Annotated in this window: 15 protein-coding genes; 10 read left to right on the forward strand and 5 right to left on the reverse strand. The window is 71.4% G+C overall.

Going from position 1 to position 16451, the window contains the following annotated elements; translation table 11 throughout:
- Positions 1 to 33: 33 nt before the first annotated feature.
- The 3 genes from HC362_RS01675 (at position 34) to HC362_RS01685 (ending at position 2104) form a co-directional block, all read left to right on the forward strand.
- Positions 34 to 543, forward strand: a complete 510-nt coding sequence (locus HC362_RS01675; protein ID WP_243081979.1) for a carboxymuconolactone decarboxylase family protein — start codon at positions 34 to 36, stop codon at positions 541 to 543.
- A gap of 242 nt (positions 544 to 785) precedes the next feature.
- Complete coding sequence (gene sigJ / locus HC362_RS01680; RefSeq protein WP_243088312.1) at positions 786 to 1673, forward strand: RNA polymerase sigma factor SigJ; 888 nt, start codon at positions 786 to 788, stop codon at positions 1671 to 1673.
- Between the two features lie 50 nt (positions 1674 to 1723).
- The gene (locus tag HC362_RS01685; RefSeq protein ID WP_243081980.1) at positions 1724 to 2104 is read left to right on the forward strand and encodes a hypothetical protein; all 381 of its coding nucleotides are present in this window, start codon (positions 1724 to 1726) and stop codon (positions 2102 to 2104) included.
- Positions 2105 to 2116: 12 nt separating this feature from the next.
- On the opposite strand, the gene HC362_RS01690 is transcribed toward HC362_RS01685, so the two are convergent.
- A complete protein-coding gene (locus tag HC362_RS01690; RefSeq protein WP_243081981.1) occupies positions 2117 to 3748 on the reverse strand; it encodes a hypothetical protein in 1632 nt (543 codons plus the stop codon).
- A gap of 109 nt (positions 3749 to 3857) precedes the next feature.
- On the opposite strand from HC362_RS01690, the gene HC362_RS01695 reads away from it, so the two are divergent.
- From HC362_RS01695 to HC362_RS01705, 3 genes are all read left to right on the forward strand, one after another.
- Positions 3858 to 5411 (forward strand): NAD(P)/FAD-dependent oxidoreductase, encoded by a 1554-nt coding sequence (locus HC362_RS01695; RefSeq protein WP_243081982.1) that lies wholly within the window; start codon positions 3858 to 3860, stop codon positions 5409 to 5411.
- Positions 5412 to 5632: 221 nt separating this feature from the next.
- Positions 5633 to 6691 carry a hypothetical protein gene (locus tag HC362_RS01700; RefSeq protein WP_243081983.1) on the forward strand — a complete coding sequence of 353 codons (1059 nt, stop codon included), beginning with the start codon at positions 5633 to 5635 and terminating at the stop codon, positions 6689 to 6691.
- A gap of 222 nt (positions 6692 to 6913) precedes the next feature.
- Entirely contained in the window at positions 6914 to 8059 is a 1146-nt protein-coding gene (locus HC362_RS01705; RefSeq protein ID WP_243081984.1) for a CHAT domain-containing protein, read from the forward strand.
- On the opposite strand, the gene HC362_RS01710 is transcribed toward HC362_RS01705, so the two are convergent.
- The gene (locus HC362_RS01710) at positions 8056 to 8958 is read right to left on the reverse strand and encodes a hypothetical protein (RefSeq protein WP_243081985.1); all 903 of its coding nucleotides are present in this window, start codon (positions 8956 to 8958) and stop codon (positions 8056 to 8058) included. The two genes, HC362_RS01705 and HC362_RS01710, sit on opposite strands and share 4 nt — an antisense overlap.
- Before the next feature lie 400 nt (positions 8959 to 9358).
- Between HC362_RS01710 and HC362_RS01715 the strand changes: the two genes are divergently transcribed.
- On the forward strand, positions 9359 to 10567 hold the full coding sequence (locus tag HC362_RS01715) for a globin domain-containing protein (RefSeq protein ID WP_243081986.1): 1209 nt from the start codon (positions 9359 to 9361) through the stop codon (positions 10565 to 10567).
- A gap of 20 nt (positions 10568 to 10587) precedes the next feature.
- Here HC362_RS01715 and HC362_RS01720 read toward each other — a convergent pair whose 3' ends face one another.
- On the reverse strand, positions 10588 to 12360 hold the full coding sequence (locus tag HC362_RS01720; RefSeq protein WP_243081987.1) for a GAF domain-containing sensor histidine kinase: 1773 nt from the start codon (positions 12358 to 12360) through the stop codon (positions 10588 to 10590).
- Positions 12361 to 12554: 194 nt separating this feature from the next.
- Entirely contained in the window at positions 12555 to 13244 is a 690-nt protein-coding gene (locus HC362_RS01725; RefSeq protein WP_243081988.1) for a response regulator transcription factor, read from the reverse strand.
- A gap of 341 nt (positions 13245 to 13585) precedes the next feature.
- Here HC362_RS01725 and HC362_RS01730 point away from each other — a divergent pair, with 341 nt between their 5' ends.
- Positions 13586 to 14068 (forward strand): pyridoxamine 5'-phosphate oxidase family protein, encoded by a 483-nt coding sequence (locus HC362_RS01730; protein ID WP_243081989.1) that lies wholly within the window; start codon positions 13586 to 13588, stop codon positions 14066 to 14068.
- Between the two features lie 4 nt (positions 14069 to 14072).
- Here HC362_RS01730 and HC362_RS01735 read toward each other — a convergent pair whose 3' ends face one another.
- Positions 14073 to 14534, reverse strand: coding sequence for a Crp/Fnr family transcriptional regulator (locus tag HC362_RS01735; protein WP_243081990.1), 462 nt, complete (start codon positions 14532 to 14534; stop codon positions 14073 to 14075).
- On the opposite strand from HC362_RS01735, the gene HC362_RS01740 reads away from it, so the two are divergent.
- Together HC362_RS01740 and HC362_RS01745 are read left to right on the forward strand one after the other, a co-directional pair.
- A complete protein-coding gene (locus HC362_RS01740; protein WP_243081991.1) occupies positions 14515 to 14886 on the forward strand; it encodes a hypothetical protein in 372 nt (123 codons plus the stop codon). The genes HC362_RS01735 and HC362_RS01740 overlap by 20 nt on opposite strands.
- Before the next feature lie 254 nt (positions 14887 to 15140).
- Positions 15141 to 16379, forward strand: coding sequence for an MBL fold metallo-hydrolase (locus tag HC362_RS01745; RefSeq protein WP_243081992.1), 1239 nt, complete (start codon positions 15141 to 15143; stop codon positions 16377 to 16379).
- Positions 16380 to 16451 lie beyond the last annotated feature (72 nt).

Below are 16451 nucleotides of genomic sequence, written 5' to 3' on the forward strand. Positions count from 1 at the left end.
GTCAGCGATATGAAGCCCGAAGGGGAGACGACGATGGAAGCACGCCCGATCACTGCCGAGGTGCCGAAGGGGCCGCGGATGCGGCAGGACCCCGCTGAGCTGGTCCCCGAACTGGCGGAGGTTTCGGCGGCGCTGTTCAAAGCCACCGGGAACCGCTCGGTACCGCGGACCACGATCAGTCTCGTCCAGCTGCGCGCCGGTCAGATCGCCGGCAACACCTATCTGACCGTTCTGCACACGGGATTCCTGCGCACTGCGGGGGAATCGGAGGAGCGGATCACCGCGGTGGCGTCCTGGCAGGACGCGCCGTATTTCACCAGTGCCGAGCGGGCCGCGCTGGCTCTGGTGGAGGCGGTTCTGCGGCCGTCCGCGCCGCACAGCGAGCGGGTGCCCGACGAGTTGTACGCCCAGGTGTCCGAGCACTACGACGAGAAGGCGCTCGCCACCTTGACCATCGCCATCGGGCAGGTCAACTTCTTCACGCCCCTCGCGCTCATCGCCAAGCCCGTCCCGGGACGGTCGTTCACCGACCCGTGGGAGTGAGCGCGGCCGCGTGACACCAGGCTGATCCGGCCGAGGGCTTGAGGCGGGCCCCCGGGCCCCGGCCGGATCCGCGTACGTGACGGCGAGCCGACGAACCGGCGGTTCCGCGACCATTCGGCGGCCGCGGGCCGTGGGGGTGGTCACATCGTCGGCGTCCGATTCGTCAGTGCGGTGAGAGTGAGAGCACTGACGCCAGCGAGACCGACCATGGCACGATCCACGGAACGACCCACGGGACGATGATGAACGAGCGAGACTTCCTGGCCGAGCGGTTCGAAGAGCACCGCTCCCACCTCAGAGCGGTGGCGTACCGCATGCTCGGCTCCCTGGCCGAGGCCGACGACGCCGTACAGGAGGCGTGGCTGAGGCTAGCCAGGACAGGGACGGACGACATCGGCAATCTCGGTGGCTGGCTGACCACGGTCGTGGGCCGGGTCTGCCTCGACATGCTGCGCTCACGTACACAACGGCGTGAGGATCCTCTGGAGGCCCACCTGCCGGACCCGGTCGTCAGTGAGCAGGTCACCGATCCCGAACAGCAGGCCCTCATCGCCGACTCGGTCGGGCTGGCCCTGCTCGTCGTGCTGGAATCCCTCAACCCGCCGGAACGGCTCGCCTTCGTCCTGCACGACATGTTCGGCCTGCCGTTCGAGGAGATCGCCCCGGTCATCGACCGCACACCGGCCGCGGCTCGCAAGCTGGCCAGCCGCGCCCGGCAGCGGGTCCGGGGCGCGGCCCCCGAACCCGACCCCGACCCGGTCGCGCAGCGCCGGGTCGTCGACGCCTTCCTCGCCGCCGCGCGCGGCGGCGACTTCGATGCCCTGGTAGCCGTACTGCACCCTGAAGTCGTACTGCGCGCCGACGGTGGAAAGGCGCTGCCCGGCGGCATGAGGGTCCTGTGCGGCATCGAGTCGGTGGCCGGTCAGGCCGCCACCTTCCAGCGCATGGCCACCACCTCCACCAGCCGCCCCGCGCTCGTCAACGGCACGGCCGGACTGATCAACACCGTGGACGGCGAGCTGTTCTCGGTCATCAGCTTCACCGTCAGCGGCGAGAAGATCATCGCGATCGACATCCTCTCCGACCCCGAACGCCTCCCCTCCCTCCCCCTCCCCGACCCAACCCGCTGACCGTTCACCCCAAGACGCCGCACGCCGCCCACGTGCACCAGAATGCGAGGGTGAAATCCTCGGACGACGACGGGTGGGGCCTCACCCCCAACTGGCGTGCGGCCGACAACAATCTGTACGGCGTGCTGCGGGGCCGCCTGAACGCCTCCGATGTGGCCGAGTGGTTCGCTCGCACCGGCTGGAGGACCCGAGCGTCTTCCTCGGTTGCGTATGAAGTCGAAACCAACTGGTGCCAAGTCGACCTTGTTCCTGTTGAGGGGCCAGACATCCTTCTGCACGGCGTCATCGACCCGGTCTGGTTCGACACTCTGGCGGCACTGCTCTCAGGGTTCGGGCTCAGCTTCGGACTCGAGTTGTACGACGACGAAGGCGGCCTGCGCCGGGGGTCGAACGGTGATCGCGCACCCGCTCAGACCGGTTGGCCCGTGTGAACAAGACGCGAGTCAACGCGGGAGGCTCCGGCCGCCTCCCTGCGTCGCCCTGCCCGCCACGCGCTCGCGTGCCGCGGCTATCCACTCCCGGACGTCTGACGCCGCGTCCGCTGCGGCTGCTTCCGTCCGGCAGGTCCGGCTGGAAGTGGCTATGTGGTGGCGGATCATGCGCAGCACGTCTTGATCGTCGAAGTACGACGTATGCACCAGCGCCTTGGTGGAGATCTGCGGCTGCCGGCCGGTGACGACTCCCGTCAGCCTGTTGCCGTTCATGGCCGCGCGGGCGATCATCTGGCGAACCTCCAGGCCCAGCAACCCCGCGTGGGCCATGGCGTTGGTCTCCAGCGCCGTGTTGACCCGGTCCGGCAGTCCGGCGGCACCCCCGTCGAGGGGCAGGGGCCACGTCGAGACGTGGACGAGGTCGGTGTACGGGACGTCGCACCCCTGGCCGGTGCGCAGCAGCCGTTTGGCCAGCGCCGCGTTGACGCTCGGCATGAGCCATTTGTTGATCAGGCCATAGGCGCCGCCGGTCGGGGTGGAGCCGGGGTAGTAGTACCCGTATCCCATCGAGGCTTGCGGAGCGAGCGCGATGTCCTTCAGCGGGGCGTTCAATCGCAGCAGCGTGGGCACGCGCGGCCACGCGCCGGCCGGCTTCCGCGGCACCTCGCGCTGTGCGGCCGGTACGAAGAACTGGGAGTATCCGGGGGCGTCGGGCGGGCACAGCGTACGGAGTCCGCTGATCGCTTCGTCCGTTGCCGCGTACAGGCCCAGCCACCGTGAGTGGAAGCGTGCGAAAGCGGACCGGGCGAGCCTGGCGCGGATCATCAGCGCGTGGGCGACTTCTCCGCGTGCAGTGACCCGGAATGTGTACTTCAGCCCCAAGGCTGCCAGGAGCAGCCATACCAGGCGGATGATCCACGAGAGCTCGAACCACGAGAAGGCGAGCGACAACACCATGCTCGGGAAGAACACCAGCAGCATGTAGGCGAGAGCGAGCAGCATCGTCCAGCGCGGGGCTCTGACATCCCGGCGACTCACCGCGTCCGCCAGGGAGAACTTCCCCTCACGCCACCCTGTCGCCAGCAGACCGCCCTGCGGCAGATGGCACAGGAAGGGGGTTCCGATCGTCGTCCAGCTCCGCAGGCGGCCGAGCTCCAGCTCCTGGCTCACTTGCCGGTATCTCTCGGCGAGGAAGCGGCTCCCCGTCACATCGGTACCGGATGCGTCACCGGTGACGACACCTCGGCGCACCAAGGGGTAGTACAGGTGGGCGGCCAGCGTTCCCCCGCGCTGCAGGACGTGGCTGGTCAGGAGGGCTTCCCAGATGACCGAGCCACCGTGGCTGTGCCCGACCAGGTGATACGGGCGGCCTTTCCGTTCCAGTTCGACGAGGAGCGCCAGCAGTTCCATGGAGGCGGACAGCCGCGCCGACTGGGTGTTCGCACCGCTCCAGTGGAACAGCCTGCCACTGTGCGGAAGGCTCACCCCTGCCGGGAGGTTGTCCTCCAGCCACCTCCATGTGTCGCTGCCGCGCTGCCACCAGCGCGGCCCCTCGTCGTTGCCGTCCTTGTCACCGGCGAAGGTGCCGTGCACAAGGATCACCAGCTCGTCCTGGCCCAGCGAGTCACCACCTGAATCCGTCACCCGTACATCATGGCGTGACCCACCGACAGGATGGCCTCCGTGCGGCAACTCGCGCCGTCGGCACGTGTTTCGGCGGTGTCCGCGTACCGACGCGTGCTAGGAAGAACGCATGCCCGCACACGAGCGATACGACGCCGTCATCGTCGGCGGCGGCCACAACGGTCTGGTCGCCGCCGCCTACCTGGCCAGGGCCGGCCGCACCGTGCTGGTGCTGGAACGTCTCGACACCACGGGCGGCGCCGCCGTCTCCACTCGCCCCTTCGCCGGGGTGGACGCCCGCCTGTCCCGCTACTCGTACCTCGTGAGCCTGCTCCCGCGGAAGGTCGTCCGGGAGCTGGGGCTGAAGTTCACCCTCCGCAAGCGCACCGTGTCCTCGTACACCCCGGCCCACCGCGACGGCCACGCGACAGGGCTGCTCGTCGGGGGCGGTCCCGACCGTACGAGGGAATCGTTCGAACGGCTCACCGGTGGCAACGCCGAGTACAGCGCGTGGGAAGCCTTCTACGGGATGACACAGCGCGTGGCCGAACGCGTTTTCCCGACTCTGACGGAACCGCTGCCCACCCGGGACGAACTGCGCCGCCGCGTCGACGACGACGCGGCCTGGCAAATGCTGTTCGAAGTACCCCTCGGCGCTGCGATCGAGGAGCACTTCAGGGACGATCTGGTCCGCGGCGTCGTCCTCACGGACGGCCTCATCGGCACCTTCGCCGACGCCCACGACCCGTCCCTCAGGCAGAACCGCTGCTTCCTCTACCACGTGATCGGCAACGGAACCGGTGACTGGGACGTGCCCGTCGGCGGCATGGGCGCGCTCACCGACGCGCTGGCCGACGCCGCGCGGTCGGCGGGCGCCGAGATCGTCACGGGCCACCAGGTGACCCGCGTCGAGACCGACGGACGGGAGCACGCCGAGGTGACGTACCGGACGGCGGAAACCGAAGGCATCGTCGCCGCCCGCCACGTCCTGGTCGGCGCTTCGCCCCGGGAGCTCGCAGGGCTGCTGGGCGAGGAGCCGCCCCCGCCCGCCGAGGGCGCCCAGCTCAAGGTCAACATGCTGCTCAAGCGGCTGCCCCGGCTCCGCGACCCGGCCGTCGAGCCGCGTGAGGCGTTCGCGGGCACCTTCCACATCGCCGAGGGCTACCAGCAGCTCGCCGCCGCGTACGCCGATGCCGCCGCCGGACGACTGCCCGCCGCGCCGCCCTCCGAGATCTACTGCCACTCGCTCACCGACCCCACCATCCTCGGACCGGAGCTCGCCGAACAGGGCCACCACACGCTCACCCTCTTCGGCCTGCACACTCCGGCCGGACTCTTCAGCCGCGACAACGACGCCGTGCGCGACGCGCTGCTGGCCTCCACCCTGGCCCAGCTCGACGCCCACCTCGCCGAACCGCTCGCGGACTGTCTGGCCACCGACGCCGACGGCAAGCCCTGCGTCGAGGCGAAGACCCCGCTCGATCTGGAGCGCGAGCTGGGGCTGCCCGGCGGCAACATCTTCCACCGCGACCTCGCCTTCCCCCACGCCCAGGAGGGCACAGGACGCTGGGGCGTGGAGACCCGGCACGCCAACGTCCTGCTCTGCGGCGCCGGCGCCGTACGCGGCGGTGGCGTCAGCGGCATCCCGGGCCACAACGCGGCCATGGCCGTACTGGGCCACTGACAGTCCGGTGTGGCGAGCCGGTGTGACCGGCCGGGGTGACCGGGCCGGATCGGTGCGCACGCACCAGGGGCCGACAGGGCGTTGCCGTCCGGCCCAGCAACGCGCTCCTGTGCGGAATTCCCGCCCCCACCGGAGAACCAGTGGCCGCTCACCGTCATCACATCACTCGAACGCTGATCCTGGCCATCGGGCAGCGCATACGGACAGCAGAGGCGGGCGACGTGACAAACGGAACGGCGGACGACGATGACGGCGCGAGAGGAGCGGCAACATGTGCGGAACGGCCGATTGGTGAGTACGAGTCGGCCCAACGCGGAATCGTCCGTGCGACGTTCACCGTCCTGCGCCGCAACGGGCGGCATCTGCTGCGGCGGACGGCATGCGTGACCGGGCTGGCAGCGCTGGGTGGGCTGCTGGTCACAACCGTGGCGTTCCTGGTCGCCTGGCCTGTTTTCGCCCAGATACGCAGCGACGCGGCCGTGGCCCGGCAAATGGAGGACTCGTTCGCCCCCGACGGGAGCCTGGTCGATGAGCTGTGGCTCATCGCCCTCGCGGGTCTGCCGTTCTTGATACTGCTGCTGCACCTGGGCTGCGCGGCGCTCCAGACCGCGTCCGCCCACGCGGCGGCGGCCGAGCCGGGAGGCGACCGCCGCACGCAGTCCGGCAGCCGGTCGATCGACCGTCCCCGCGCTCGCTTCCGCGCGGTGTTGGGCGTGTATCTGCTGCGCGGCGTGTGCGTGTGGGTTCCGCTGGTGGCCGGTGTCCTGGTGGAGCAGTACTTCACGACCACCATGTTCCGGGAGTACACCGTCATCGTGCCGAAGTGGCAGTACCCCAACCTGTTCGCTCTGCTGCGCTACGGCCCGCCCACACTGGGTCTGCTGATCACGTTGGTGCTCCGGTTCAGCTGGGCACTGGCCCCGGCTGCCGCAGCGGTCGAAGGTCTCTCGCCATTTGCCGCGCTGCGCCGCTCCTGGTCGCTGGTGTGGGCGCGTTCGGTCGGCTGGCTGCGCGCGGTGGCTGTGACTCTGCCGCTGGGCGTGCTCACAGTCGGCATGTACGTGCTGCTCCACCTCGCCGCCCGGCCGCTGCGCTCGCGTACCGTCTCGCTCTTCCTGGAGTGGGGCCCCGACAACACCTACGCCGCGTACGTCGCCGGGCTTCTGGCCCCGATCGCCGTCGCCCTGCTCCTCGCCGGTGCCCTCGCCCTCCCTCCCGCGCACACGGCCCTCACGGTCCTGCACCAGCGGCTCGTCCAGCTCCGCGAGCGAACAACCTGAGGAAGCGGGTACCGGTCCGGGGCCAGGGGTCTCACTCCGTCTTCCGGAAGAGCTCCGACATCCGGCCCAGGCGAAATCCCCCGGGGTGCGCCGAGCAGCCCCGAAGTCCGCGCGGACAGCCGCGAAGCGCGCGCCGACCTGCGGCAGCGGCTGGCCGCCGAGTGGCGGGAACTGACCGCGCGCATTCGCGCCGAACACCCGGAACTCGGCCTGCTGCGGCCGGTGCGGGAATGGGACGAACGGGAGCTGTGCGCGACGGCAGCGGCGGGGCCTGTGGTGCTTGTCAACGTCTCCCCGCACGGCAGCGACGCGCTGGTCGTCACCGAGCGGGCCATCGAGGCCGTGCCGCTGCCCGGGCTGGACCCGCGTACGACCGCGCAGCGCCGGAGTGCCTTCCAGGAGGCGTTGCTGCGCATCGAGGCACCCGGCACCTCCCGCGAGCAGTCGCTGCGCGCCCAGCGAACCGTCCGCGACTCGCTCGCCTGGCTCTGGCAGGCGGTCACCGGGCCCGTCCTCGACCATCTGGACATCCCACACGCGCCCGCCGGGCCCTCGACCCGCCTTTGGTGGTCGCCCGGAGGCGCGCTGGGCAGCCTGCCGCTGCACGCCGCCGCCCCGCAGGACGGTGGGCCAGGCGCGCTGGACCGGGTCGTCTCCTCCTATACGCCGACGCTGCGGGCGCTGCACCACGCCAGGCAACGCGCCGCCCGCCCGTCCGGCACAGGCACCGCCACCGGCACCGGCACGGGCCCCGGCACAGACACCGACACCGGCACGCTCGTCGTCGCCGTCGACGAGGCACCCGGTCTGGTCCCGCTGCCCGCCGCGCGCCGGGAGGCCGAGCACCTGGCCGGGCTGCTGGCCGACGCCGACGTGCTGACCGGCACGTCAGCGACACATGCCGCGGTCGTCTCCGCGCTGCCCCGGCACGCCTACGCCCACTTCGCCTGCCATGCGGTGGGCGATCTCGAGAACCCGTCCGGCAGCCGACTGGTACTGCACGACCACGCCGAACGTCCGCTGACCGTCCGCGACCTCGCGCGACTGCGGCTGCCGTCGGTCCGGCTCGCCTACCTCTCCGCCTGCGACACGCTGCGGACCAGCCCCGAACTCGCCGACGAGGCCGTGCACATCGTCAGCGCCCTCCAGATCGCGGGCTTCCCCCACGTCGTGGGTTCGCTGTGGCACGTCGACGACACGATCGGCGCCACGGTCGCCCGGAGCGTGTACGAGACCCTGCGTACGCGGGACGGGAACCTGGACGTCTCCCGGACAGCGGAAGCCCTCCACTCCACCGTCCGCACCCTCCGCGACACCTACCCCCACACCCCCACCCTCTGGGCCTGCCAGGTGCATGCGGGGCCTTAGGGCGTGTCCGGCGGGTCGTGCCGGGTAGGGGCTGCCCCCGACTGTCCACCGCAAGCTGCGGCAGCACCGGAGCCGGGTTCGAACATGGGGGTGGTGTCCGCGTCGTAGGGCAGGGTGGAGATCACGTCGCCGTAGCCCCGCTCCAGCGTCCGCCGCCGGTGTGCGGTGTACGGGTCGGCGGGGTGCGCGGCCAGTCGCGCCAGGCGTTCCTCGTGCACCGCGGTGATCTCCTCGGCGGTCGCGCGCCAGTCGGCCTCGTCCGGCAGCCGGACCAGTTCGACGCAGGGCGGTTGCCTGCCCTCCGCCAGCGCGGCGGCGGCCCGGTCGTGGCCGTCGAGGAGCAGCCATCCGTCCAGGAAGGACACCCACCACAGCAGAACGGGTGCCAGGGTGCCCTCGCGGGCGTGCTTGCGGTACGCCTTCACGCGCGGAGCGTCCGGTGCCGGAAGCGGCCGCAGCGGCAGTACGCCGTGCCAGCCGCCTCCGCAGAGCAGTTCGATGGTGGCGTGCGGCCAGTCCTGGACGAGGTCGCAGCTCCAGATGCCGGGCGCGAAAGTGGTGCGCGTGGTCAGCCGCCAACGGCCGTGGTACAGCGGGCCGTGCTCGGTCTCCTCGAGCCGGCGCGCGTACCGGTGGGGCCAGTTGCCCCCGGCCCGCATCATCGCGGCGGTCAGGTGCGGCAGCGGGGAGCGGTGGCCGGGCAGACGGTGCATGATCAGGTCCCGGCAGCAGCCCTCACCCTGCGACCGGGCCTGGATCAGCGGCCGTTCGCCCTGCCGCAGGACCCACTGGCGGCCGGTGACCCGCTCGAAGCGCAGCGGGGGCGGGCCCGGCCGGTCGTCGGGGACGGCCAGGGCAAGGCCGCCCGGCGGCAGCGGTTCCCTTGTGGCCCTGGTCATGGGCCAGTGTCAGCATGAGGTCCCGTGTCCGGGCAAGGGATTTCCTTACGCGCCGAGTCCACAGCGAGCCGATGCGCCGGCCTGCGCGGGAGGGCACGGGCGCGGGCCCGCGTGCCCGTGCGAGGCCGGGTACGCCGAGCGGTGAGCACAGGGCCGAACGGCCCTGGTGTGGCCGCCGCCAGGCCCTGACTTCAGCGGTCGCGGCGGTACCAGAGACCTGTATCGCCGGGTCACTGGTCCCTGACCACTTCGCTAGACGGGCAAAACGGGCAGAGCCTCTGATTCTGCTTGCTATACAGGACCCGGGCCTGCCGCCTGGGACCCGCGCGGCTCCCGGTTCCGCGCCCACGCCCGAGCCCCAGGTCCACCCCAGCCTGTCTCCACCGGTTTGAGAGGTCCCATGCTGTCCGAAGAGTCCGCCGCCCTGGTCCGGGCCACCCTGCCCGCCGTATCAGGAGCGCTCGACGAGATCACGGCCCGCTTCTACGACACGATGTTCCGCGACCGGCCCGAGCTGCTGGACGGGCTGTTCAACCGCGGCAATCAGGCCGACGGAGGCCAGCGGAAGGCCCTGGCCGGATCGATAGCCGGCTTCGCCCGCGCGCTGCTCGACCAGCCGGACGCCTTCCCCGACGCGCTGCTGGCGCGGATCGCCCACAAGCACACCGCGGTGGGCGTCACCGACGACCAGTACACGCTGGTGCACAAGTACCTGTTCGGGGCCATCACCGAGGTGCTCGGCGACGCCCTCACCCCAGAGGTGGCCGCCGCCTGGGACGAGGTCTACTGGCTGATGGCCGGGGCCCTCATCGCCCGGGAGGCCCGCCTCTACCAGCAGGCAGGTCTCGAACCCGGCGAAATCTGGCGTCCCTGGACGGTCGTTGACCGCCGCGAGGAGACAGCCGATGTGGCGTCCTTCCTGCTGCACCCCGCCGACGGCCGGCCCGCCCCGGCGGCACGGGCCGGGCAGTACGTCAGCGTCAAAGCGCTGATGCCGGACGGTGTGCACCAGTCGCGCCAGTACAGCCTGTCCTCCGACCCCGGTGGCCAGGTGCGCCGGATCACCGTCAAGCGCGTCGCCGGAACGGACGGGAAGCCCGACGGAGAGGTGTCGAACCTGCTGTACGAGACGGTGCATGCAGGGGACGTGCTGACCGTCGCCGCGCCCTTCGGCGACGTCGTCCTGGAGGAGGCCGACAACCCGCTGATCCTCGCCTCGGCGGGCATCGGTTGCACCCCCATGGTGGGAATGCTCGCCCGGCTCGCCGCGATCCGCTCACCCCGTCCCGTCCAGATGCTGCACGCGGACACCTGCCCGGCTGAGCACGCTCTGCGCACCGAGACCCGCGAGCTGACGGCCCGACTGCCGCATGGGGAAGCGGTGTTCTGGTACGAGCGGCCCGAGGCCGCCGAACCGGGGGCCCGCACCGGCCTGATGGACCTCGACGCTGTCGCCGTACCGGAGGACGCGACCGCCTATCTGTGCGGGCCCCTGCCCTTCATGCGTACCGTCCGCGCCCAGTTGCTGGAGCGGGGGGTTCCGGCGCGCCGCATCCACTACGAGGTGTTCGGCCCGGATCTGTGGCTGCCGGACACGGCCCGGGGCTGACGACGGCGCGAGGCGTCCGGCTATCCCCCGCCGACCGGCGCGCTCCACACCAGCGTGGTGCCACCGCCGGGCCGGCTGCCGATCTCCAGTCCGCCGCCCAACTGCTCGGCGCGTTCGGCCATGTTCCGCAAGCCGCTGCGACGGCCCCCGGCCGGGATGCCCCCGCCGTTGTCGCGGACCGTGAGCCGGACGTCCTGCCCGTCGGTCTCCAGCACCACCTCGGCACGGTCGGCCCCGGAGTGACGGGCGATGTTGGTCAGCGCCTCGGAGAGCACCGCGATCACATGGTCGGCGGTCTCTTTGTGCACATGTGTATCCAACAGGCCGTCCATCCGCATGCTCGGGGGGAAGCCGAGGACCGGCGCCGCCTCGTCGAGCACCCGTACCGCCCGGGTGCGCAGTCCGGGGCCGGTTGTCCCGCCCCGGGAGCGCAGGCCGAGGATGGTCGAGCGGATGATCTTGATGGTCTCGTCCAGGTCGTCCACGGCCCGCAGCACCCGCTCCGACGCCTCGGGATGCTCGATGAAGCGGCCCGCGCTCTGCAGCGTCATCCCGGTGGCGAACAGCCGCTGGATCGCCAGGTCGTGCAGGTCCCGGGCGATCCGGTCGCGGTCTCTGAGCAGGGCGACCTGTTCGGCGTCCTGGCGGCGGTCCGCGAGCTCCATCGCCACCGCCGCCTGGGCCGCGAAGCCCTTCAGCGGCTCGATCTCCTCCCCCGAGAAGGCCGTCCGGCCCGCCTCGCGGACCAGCAGCACCACGCCCCGCACCCCCTCGCCGCTGCCGTCGGTGCCGATGGGGACGGCGACCGCGGGGCCGAGACCGGTGAAGCGGGCAGGACCGGACGAGAGCCGTCTCTCGCCCTCCGCCGGGGGCGCGCCCCGCTCGCCGCGCTCGTCCTTGGAGATGTCGGGGCTGGTGACCGGCGCTGCCGTGACGAGCGCCCGGCCGATCAGGTTTCCGTCGACGGGCAGTACCAGACCGCGGTGCTCGTCCGCACCGCGCCCGATGGCCAACTCCACGGTGAGGGTGTCGGTGTCGCCCATCGGTACGGCGACCACGGCGAGCGCCGCGCCGGTGTTCTCCCTCGCCCGCTCGGCGATCAGCCCCAGGACCTCGCTGCGTTCGCTGCCGGACATGAGGTTGTGGGTGACCTCGGCACTCGCCCGCAGCCAGCGCTCCCGAAGCCGGGACTCCTCGTACAGCCGGGCGTTGTCGATCGCCACCCCGGCCGCCACGGCCAGCGTCGCGAGCACGGACTCGTCCTCGTCGTCGAACTGCGTACCGCCGCGCTTCTCGGTCAGATACAGGTTCCCGAAGACCTGGTCCCGGACCCGGATCGGGACGCCGAGGAAGGTGTTCATGGGCGGGTGGTGGGGCGGGAATCCGTACGAGGACGGGTGCTCGGATATTTTCGCGAGGCGCAGCGGCTCCGGGTTGCGGATCAGCTCCCCCAGCAGGCCGTGCCCCTCGGGGTAGTTGCCGATCTCTGCTATCTGCTCTTCGCTGATCCCTATCGTGTAGAAGTCCGACAGCATCCGGCCGTCCGGCCCGATCACACCGAGCGCGGCATAGTCCGCGTCGACCAGTATCGCCGCTGCCTCCACGATCCGGCGCAGCACCTGCTCCAGATCCAGCTCGCGGCCGACCGAGAGCACCGCCTCCAGCAGGCTGTGCACCCGGTCGCGAGTGCCGCGTGCCGCGTCCAGCCGGGCCTGCAGCTCTTCCAGCAACTCGTCGAGCCGCAACTGGGGCAGCCGCACCCGGGGCCCCTGGGACGGTTCCGAGCTTCCCACGGGTGACCCTCCAGCTTTGCCTCTGCGTACCGACAGCGTTCCGTCTCCGGCTGGGGCGGCACGGGAACGGCGCACGGAATGACCAGGGTAGGCGGCCTTCTTCGGCGGTCGCGGGCCACCCGGGCCGGCGGGGCCGACGGCGCGCCCGGCAGGCACCGACCGACCCGGAACGGCTTCGACGGGCCCCGAGGTCTTCACCGTTCGCCGTGTTTGAGCCGGTCCTGGGCCTGGGTGGCGATCACGGCCGCCTGGATGCGCCGCTCCACGCCCAGCTTGGCCAGCAGCCGGGAGATGTGGTTCTTGACCGTCTTCTCGGCGAGGAAGAGCCGCTGACCGATCTGCCGGTTGGTCAGCCCCTCGCCGATCAGCGTCAGGATCTCCCGTTCCCGGTCGCTCAGCCCCGACAGCACCTCCGGCTCCTCCTGCTGATTGCCGCCGCGCAGCCGGCTCATCAGCTTGGTGGTCGCGCTCGGGTCCAGCAGCGACTGGCCGGCGGCGACCGTACGCACCGCGGAGACCAGGTCGGAGCCCTGGATCTGCTTGAGCACATAGCCCGAAGCGCCCGCCATGATCGAGTCCAGCAGGGCCTCCTCGTCGTCGAAGGAGGTCAGCATCAGGCAGGCCAGCTCCGGCATCCGGGAGCGCAACTCGCGGCAGACGCTCACCCCGTCGCCGTCGGGCAGCCGCACATCCAGCACCGCGACCTGCGGGCGGAGCGCGGGCACGCGGACGAGCGCCTGCTCGGCGGTGGATGCCTCACCGACCACGGTGATGTCCCGCTCGTCGCCGAGGAGGTCGTGCACCCCGCGCCGGACCACCTCGTGGTCGTCCAGAAGGAAGACCCGGATCGGGTCCTCCAGGCCGGGCTGCTCGCTGTCCGCCATCGGAATGCTCCCTCGTCGTCCGTCTGCTGCGCCGCCGCCCCGGGCCTGTCCTGCCGGGCCGGTCCATCTCGTGATCGTGCCCTTCGCCGGGACGGAGGGACAGGGCCGCTCGGCCCCAACCGCCTGGCGGCACCCTCCCCCGGCGGCACCCTCCCCCGGCGGCAGCCCCACTCCCTCTCCCCCGCTCGGGGGCCGGTCGCCCCGTGGCAAGGCCCAATGGTCCCTGGTCCCACGCACGCGGGTGGCGTTCCATCGAGGTGTCCGGACCGGTACGACGCGAGAACGTGTCCCGCGTACCAGGCCCGGCAGCTACCGCCGCGAAGCCGGGAAGGAACACCGAGATGCAGCTCCGGCCCACCAAGCCACACCCGGCCGGTCTCCGCCGGAGGGTCGAACTCGACGGTACCGAGTCCCTGCGACTGCTCGGCAGTGTCTCGCTGGGCCGGATTGTCCTGACCCGGCACGCCCTGCCCACCATTCGTCCGGTAAATCATATCGTGGACAGGGGCGACATCATCATCCGCACCCACGACGGCACCGCCCTCACCCAGCGGACCCGCGAGGCCCACAGCCCAGGTGTGGTCGTCGCCTACGAGGCGGACGACATCGATCCGCGCACCCACCTCGGCTGGAGCGTCGTGGTCACCGGTTACGCCCAGCTGATCTCGGACCCGCTGGAGCTGGACCGCTACCGGTCGATGCTGCTGCCGTGGGTGGAGGAGAAGATGGAGCACGCCGTGCGCGTCCACCCGGACCTGGTCACCGGGATGCTGCTCGTCCCCGCCGACGGAGCACCCGCTGACCAGTGGCCCACACCGGGGTGACCGGTCAGCGCGGGCCCGCACTGCCGTAGGGGCCGAACAGGTCCAACAGCCGGGTCCGAGCCGCGTGCAGCCGGTGGGAGAGTACCTGGGCGACCCAGTGTGCGACGGCGGCGTCCAGACGGGGATCGGCCCGGCACAGCCCGCGGACGGCGTCCGCGTCGAACTCGTACGCGCGCACCGGCGACATGGCCTCCGCGCCCAGCTGCCACTCGTACGGCGGGAACAGCCAGGACAGGCCGACCAGCTGACCGTGGCCGAGGGTCTCGATGACCGGGGACCGGCGTCCGGGCACATGCATGTCGAGGGTCACCGTGCCGGTGCGCACTATCCAGAAGTTCCCGGCGGTCTGCCCCTCCAGGAACAGTCGCGCTCCCTGGGGGAACGAGACCTGGCGGGCGATCGGCAGCAGTTGCTCGCGGTGCTCGGCGGGCAAGGTGTTCATCGTGGTGGTGGTTGCGACATTCATCGTGGCAGCCCGCCTTCCTTCCCTGGTCGGATTCCTGGGGGCGGCCAGTGGCGGCGCCGCTGTGTGGACCACCGCCCGTGTCTGCCCCCTGTTTCCGATCCTGCTGCTGTGCGGACCGCTGAGCCCTGGGCCGAACGTCCCGCGCGCGGGCCCGGACGGACCGGATCGGCCGGGCCGGCCGCACCCGGTCGCTCCGTCCCCGCCGAGCCCTTGGGGGCTGTACGGCGTCTTCGAGTCCTACGCGATCGGCCTGGCCCTGTTGGGCGCTACCGCAGCCACGGCGCTGGTCTTCTCCGGTACGGGCGTGCGCCGGGCCGTCTCACGGCACGCGCTCGCCACCCAGTCGCGCTGATTCCGACGGAACTCCGGTGATCTGACGGATTCCGCATGCTCTGGTGGACCTCCCTCCCGCTCCCTTCGGCCACTTTCACCTCCGGCAGCAGACAGCCGGAGGTGAAAGTGGCCGAAGCGCGTCTGTGTGGTCATGGCTCGTCGAGCGGACACCCGCGTCACAGTGGCCGCGCACGCAAGGCGTGTCCTGACATCTGCAGGGTTGATCAATAGCGCGAACCTTCGTCTAATGATGTGACGATTTTGGGAGGTCCCATGACCGGATCAGCTGCTTCGCCCACATCCCTCTCGCAGCGATGGCTGCGGCCCCTCGCTTTCGGAGCCGACCCCGCCGGTGAGCGGATGGAGCGGATCCGCCGGTCCCCGCACTTCGCCGACGGAACGTTCCGGAACCCCGAGTCGGCCCGGATCGCCCCCTCGGGATCCAGGCTCGAGTTCGCCAAGGCGTTCTTCCGTAAGGAGGCACGCCGACGCCGTAGGCCCGCCGCGCCCATACCGCTGCACCGCGGCACCCTCGACGAGCTCGGCAGGCCCCCGGCCTCCGGTCTGCGGCTGACCTGGATGGGCCACTCCAGCGTGCTCGCCGAGATCGACGGCCGACGGGTCCTCTTCGATCCGGTGTGGGGCCGCCGTTGTTCCCCGTTCGCCTTCGCCGGGCCGAAGCGGCTGCACGCCGTCCCGGTACCGATCGCCTCGCTCGGCCCGGTGGACGTGGTCGTCATCTCCCACGACCACTACGACCACCTCGACATGCCCACGATCCGTGCGCTCGCCTCGTCGGACACGGTCTTCGCGGTACCGCTCGGCGTGGGCGCCCACTTGGAGCGCTGGGGCGTTTCCGGCAGTCGGCTGCTGGAGCTGGACTGGCACGAGTCGGCGCGCGTGGGCGGCCTGCAGCTGACCGCCACCCCCGCCCGGCACTTCTGCGGGCGCGGGCTGCGCAACCGGCAGCACACCCTCTGGGCGTCCTGGGTGGTCCAGGGTGCCGACGGCCACCGCGTCTACCACAGCGGCGACACCGGATACTTCCCCGGCTTCCGGGACATCGGCGCCGAGCACGGCCCCTTCGACGCGACGATGATCCAGATCGGCGCCTACAGCGAGTACTGGCCCGACATCCACATGACGCCCGCAGAGGGCATGAAAGCCCACCTGGACCTGCAGCAGGGCGGGACCTCCGGGGTGATGCTGCCCATCCACTGGGGCACGTTCAACCTGGCGCTGCATCCATGGGACGAGCCGGCCGAAGGCACCCGCCGAGCAGCCGAGGAGGCGGCTGCGCGCGCTGCCTTCCCCCTGGTCGGTGAGCCCTTCGAGCCGACGGCGGAACAGATTCCCACCACGCCCTGGTGGCGCTCCGTCGCCGCGGCCCCGACCACCGGCGATTCCGTCGGCTCACAGGCGACCCCGACAGGCCGGGCCGCCCCCGCCAACGACGCCGTGGAGACTTCCGTACCGGACCAGGGGCCGGCCGAGAAGGCGCCGACGGCGTAGGGCGGCCGTGCGGCCCGCACCCGTTCACCGGCCCGTCTCGTTCGGGCCGTCTCGTTCCAGGCCGCCTCGTCC

It is taken from the genome of Streptomyces sp. 891-h (assembly GCF_022760275.1).
Lineage (GTDB): Bacteria > Actinomycetota > Actinomycetes > Streptomycetales > Streptomycetaceae > Streptomyces > Streptomyces spirodelae.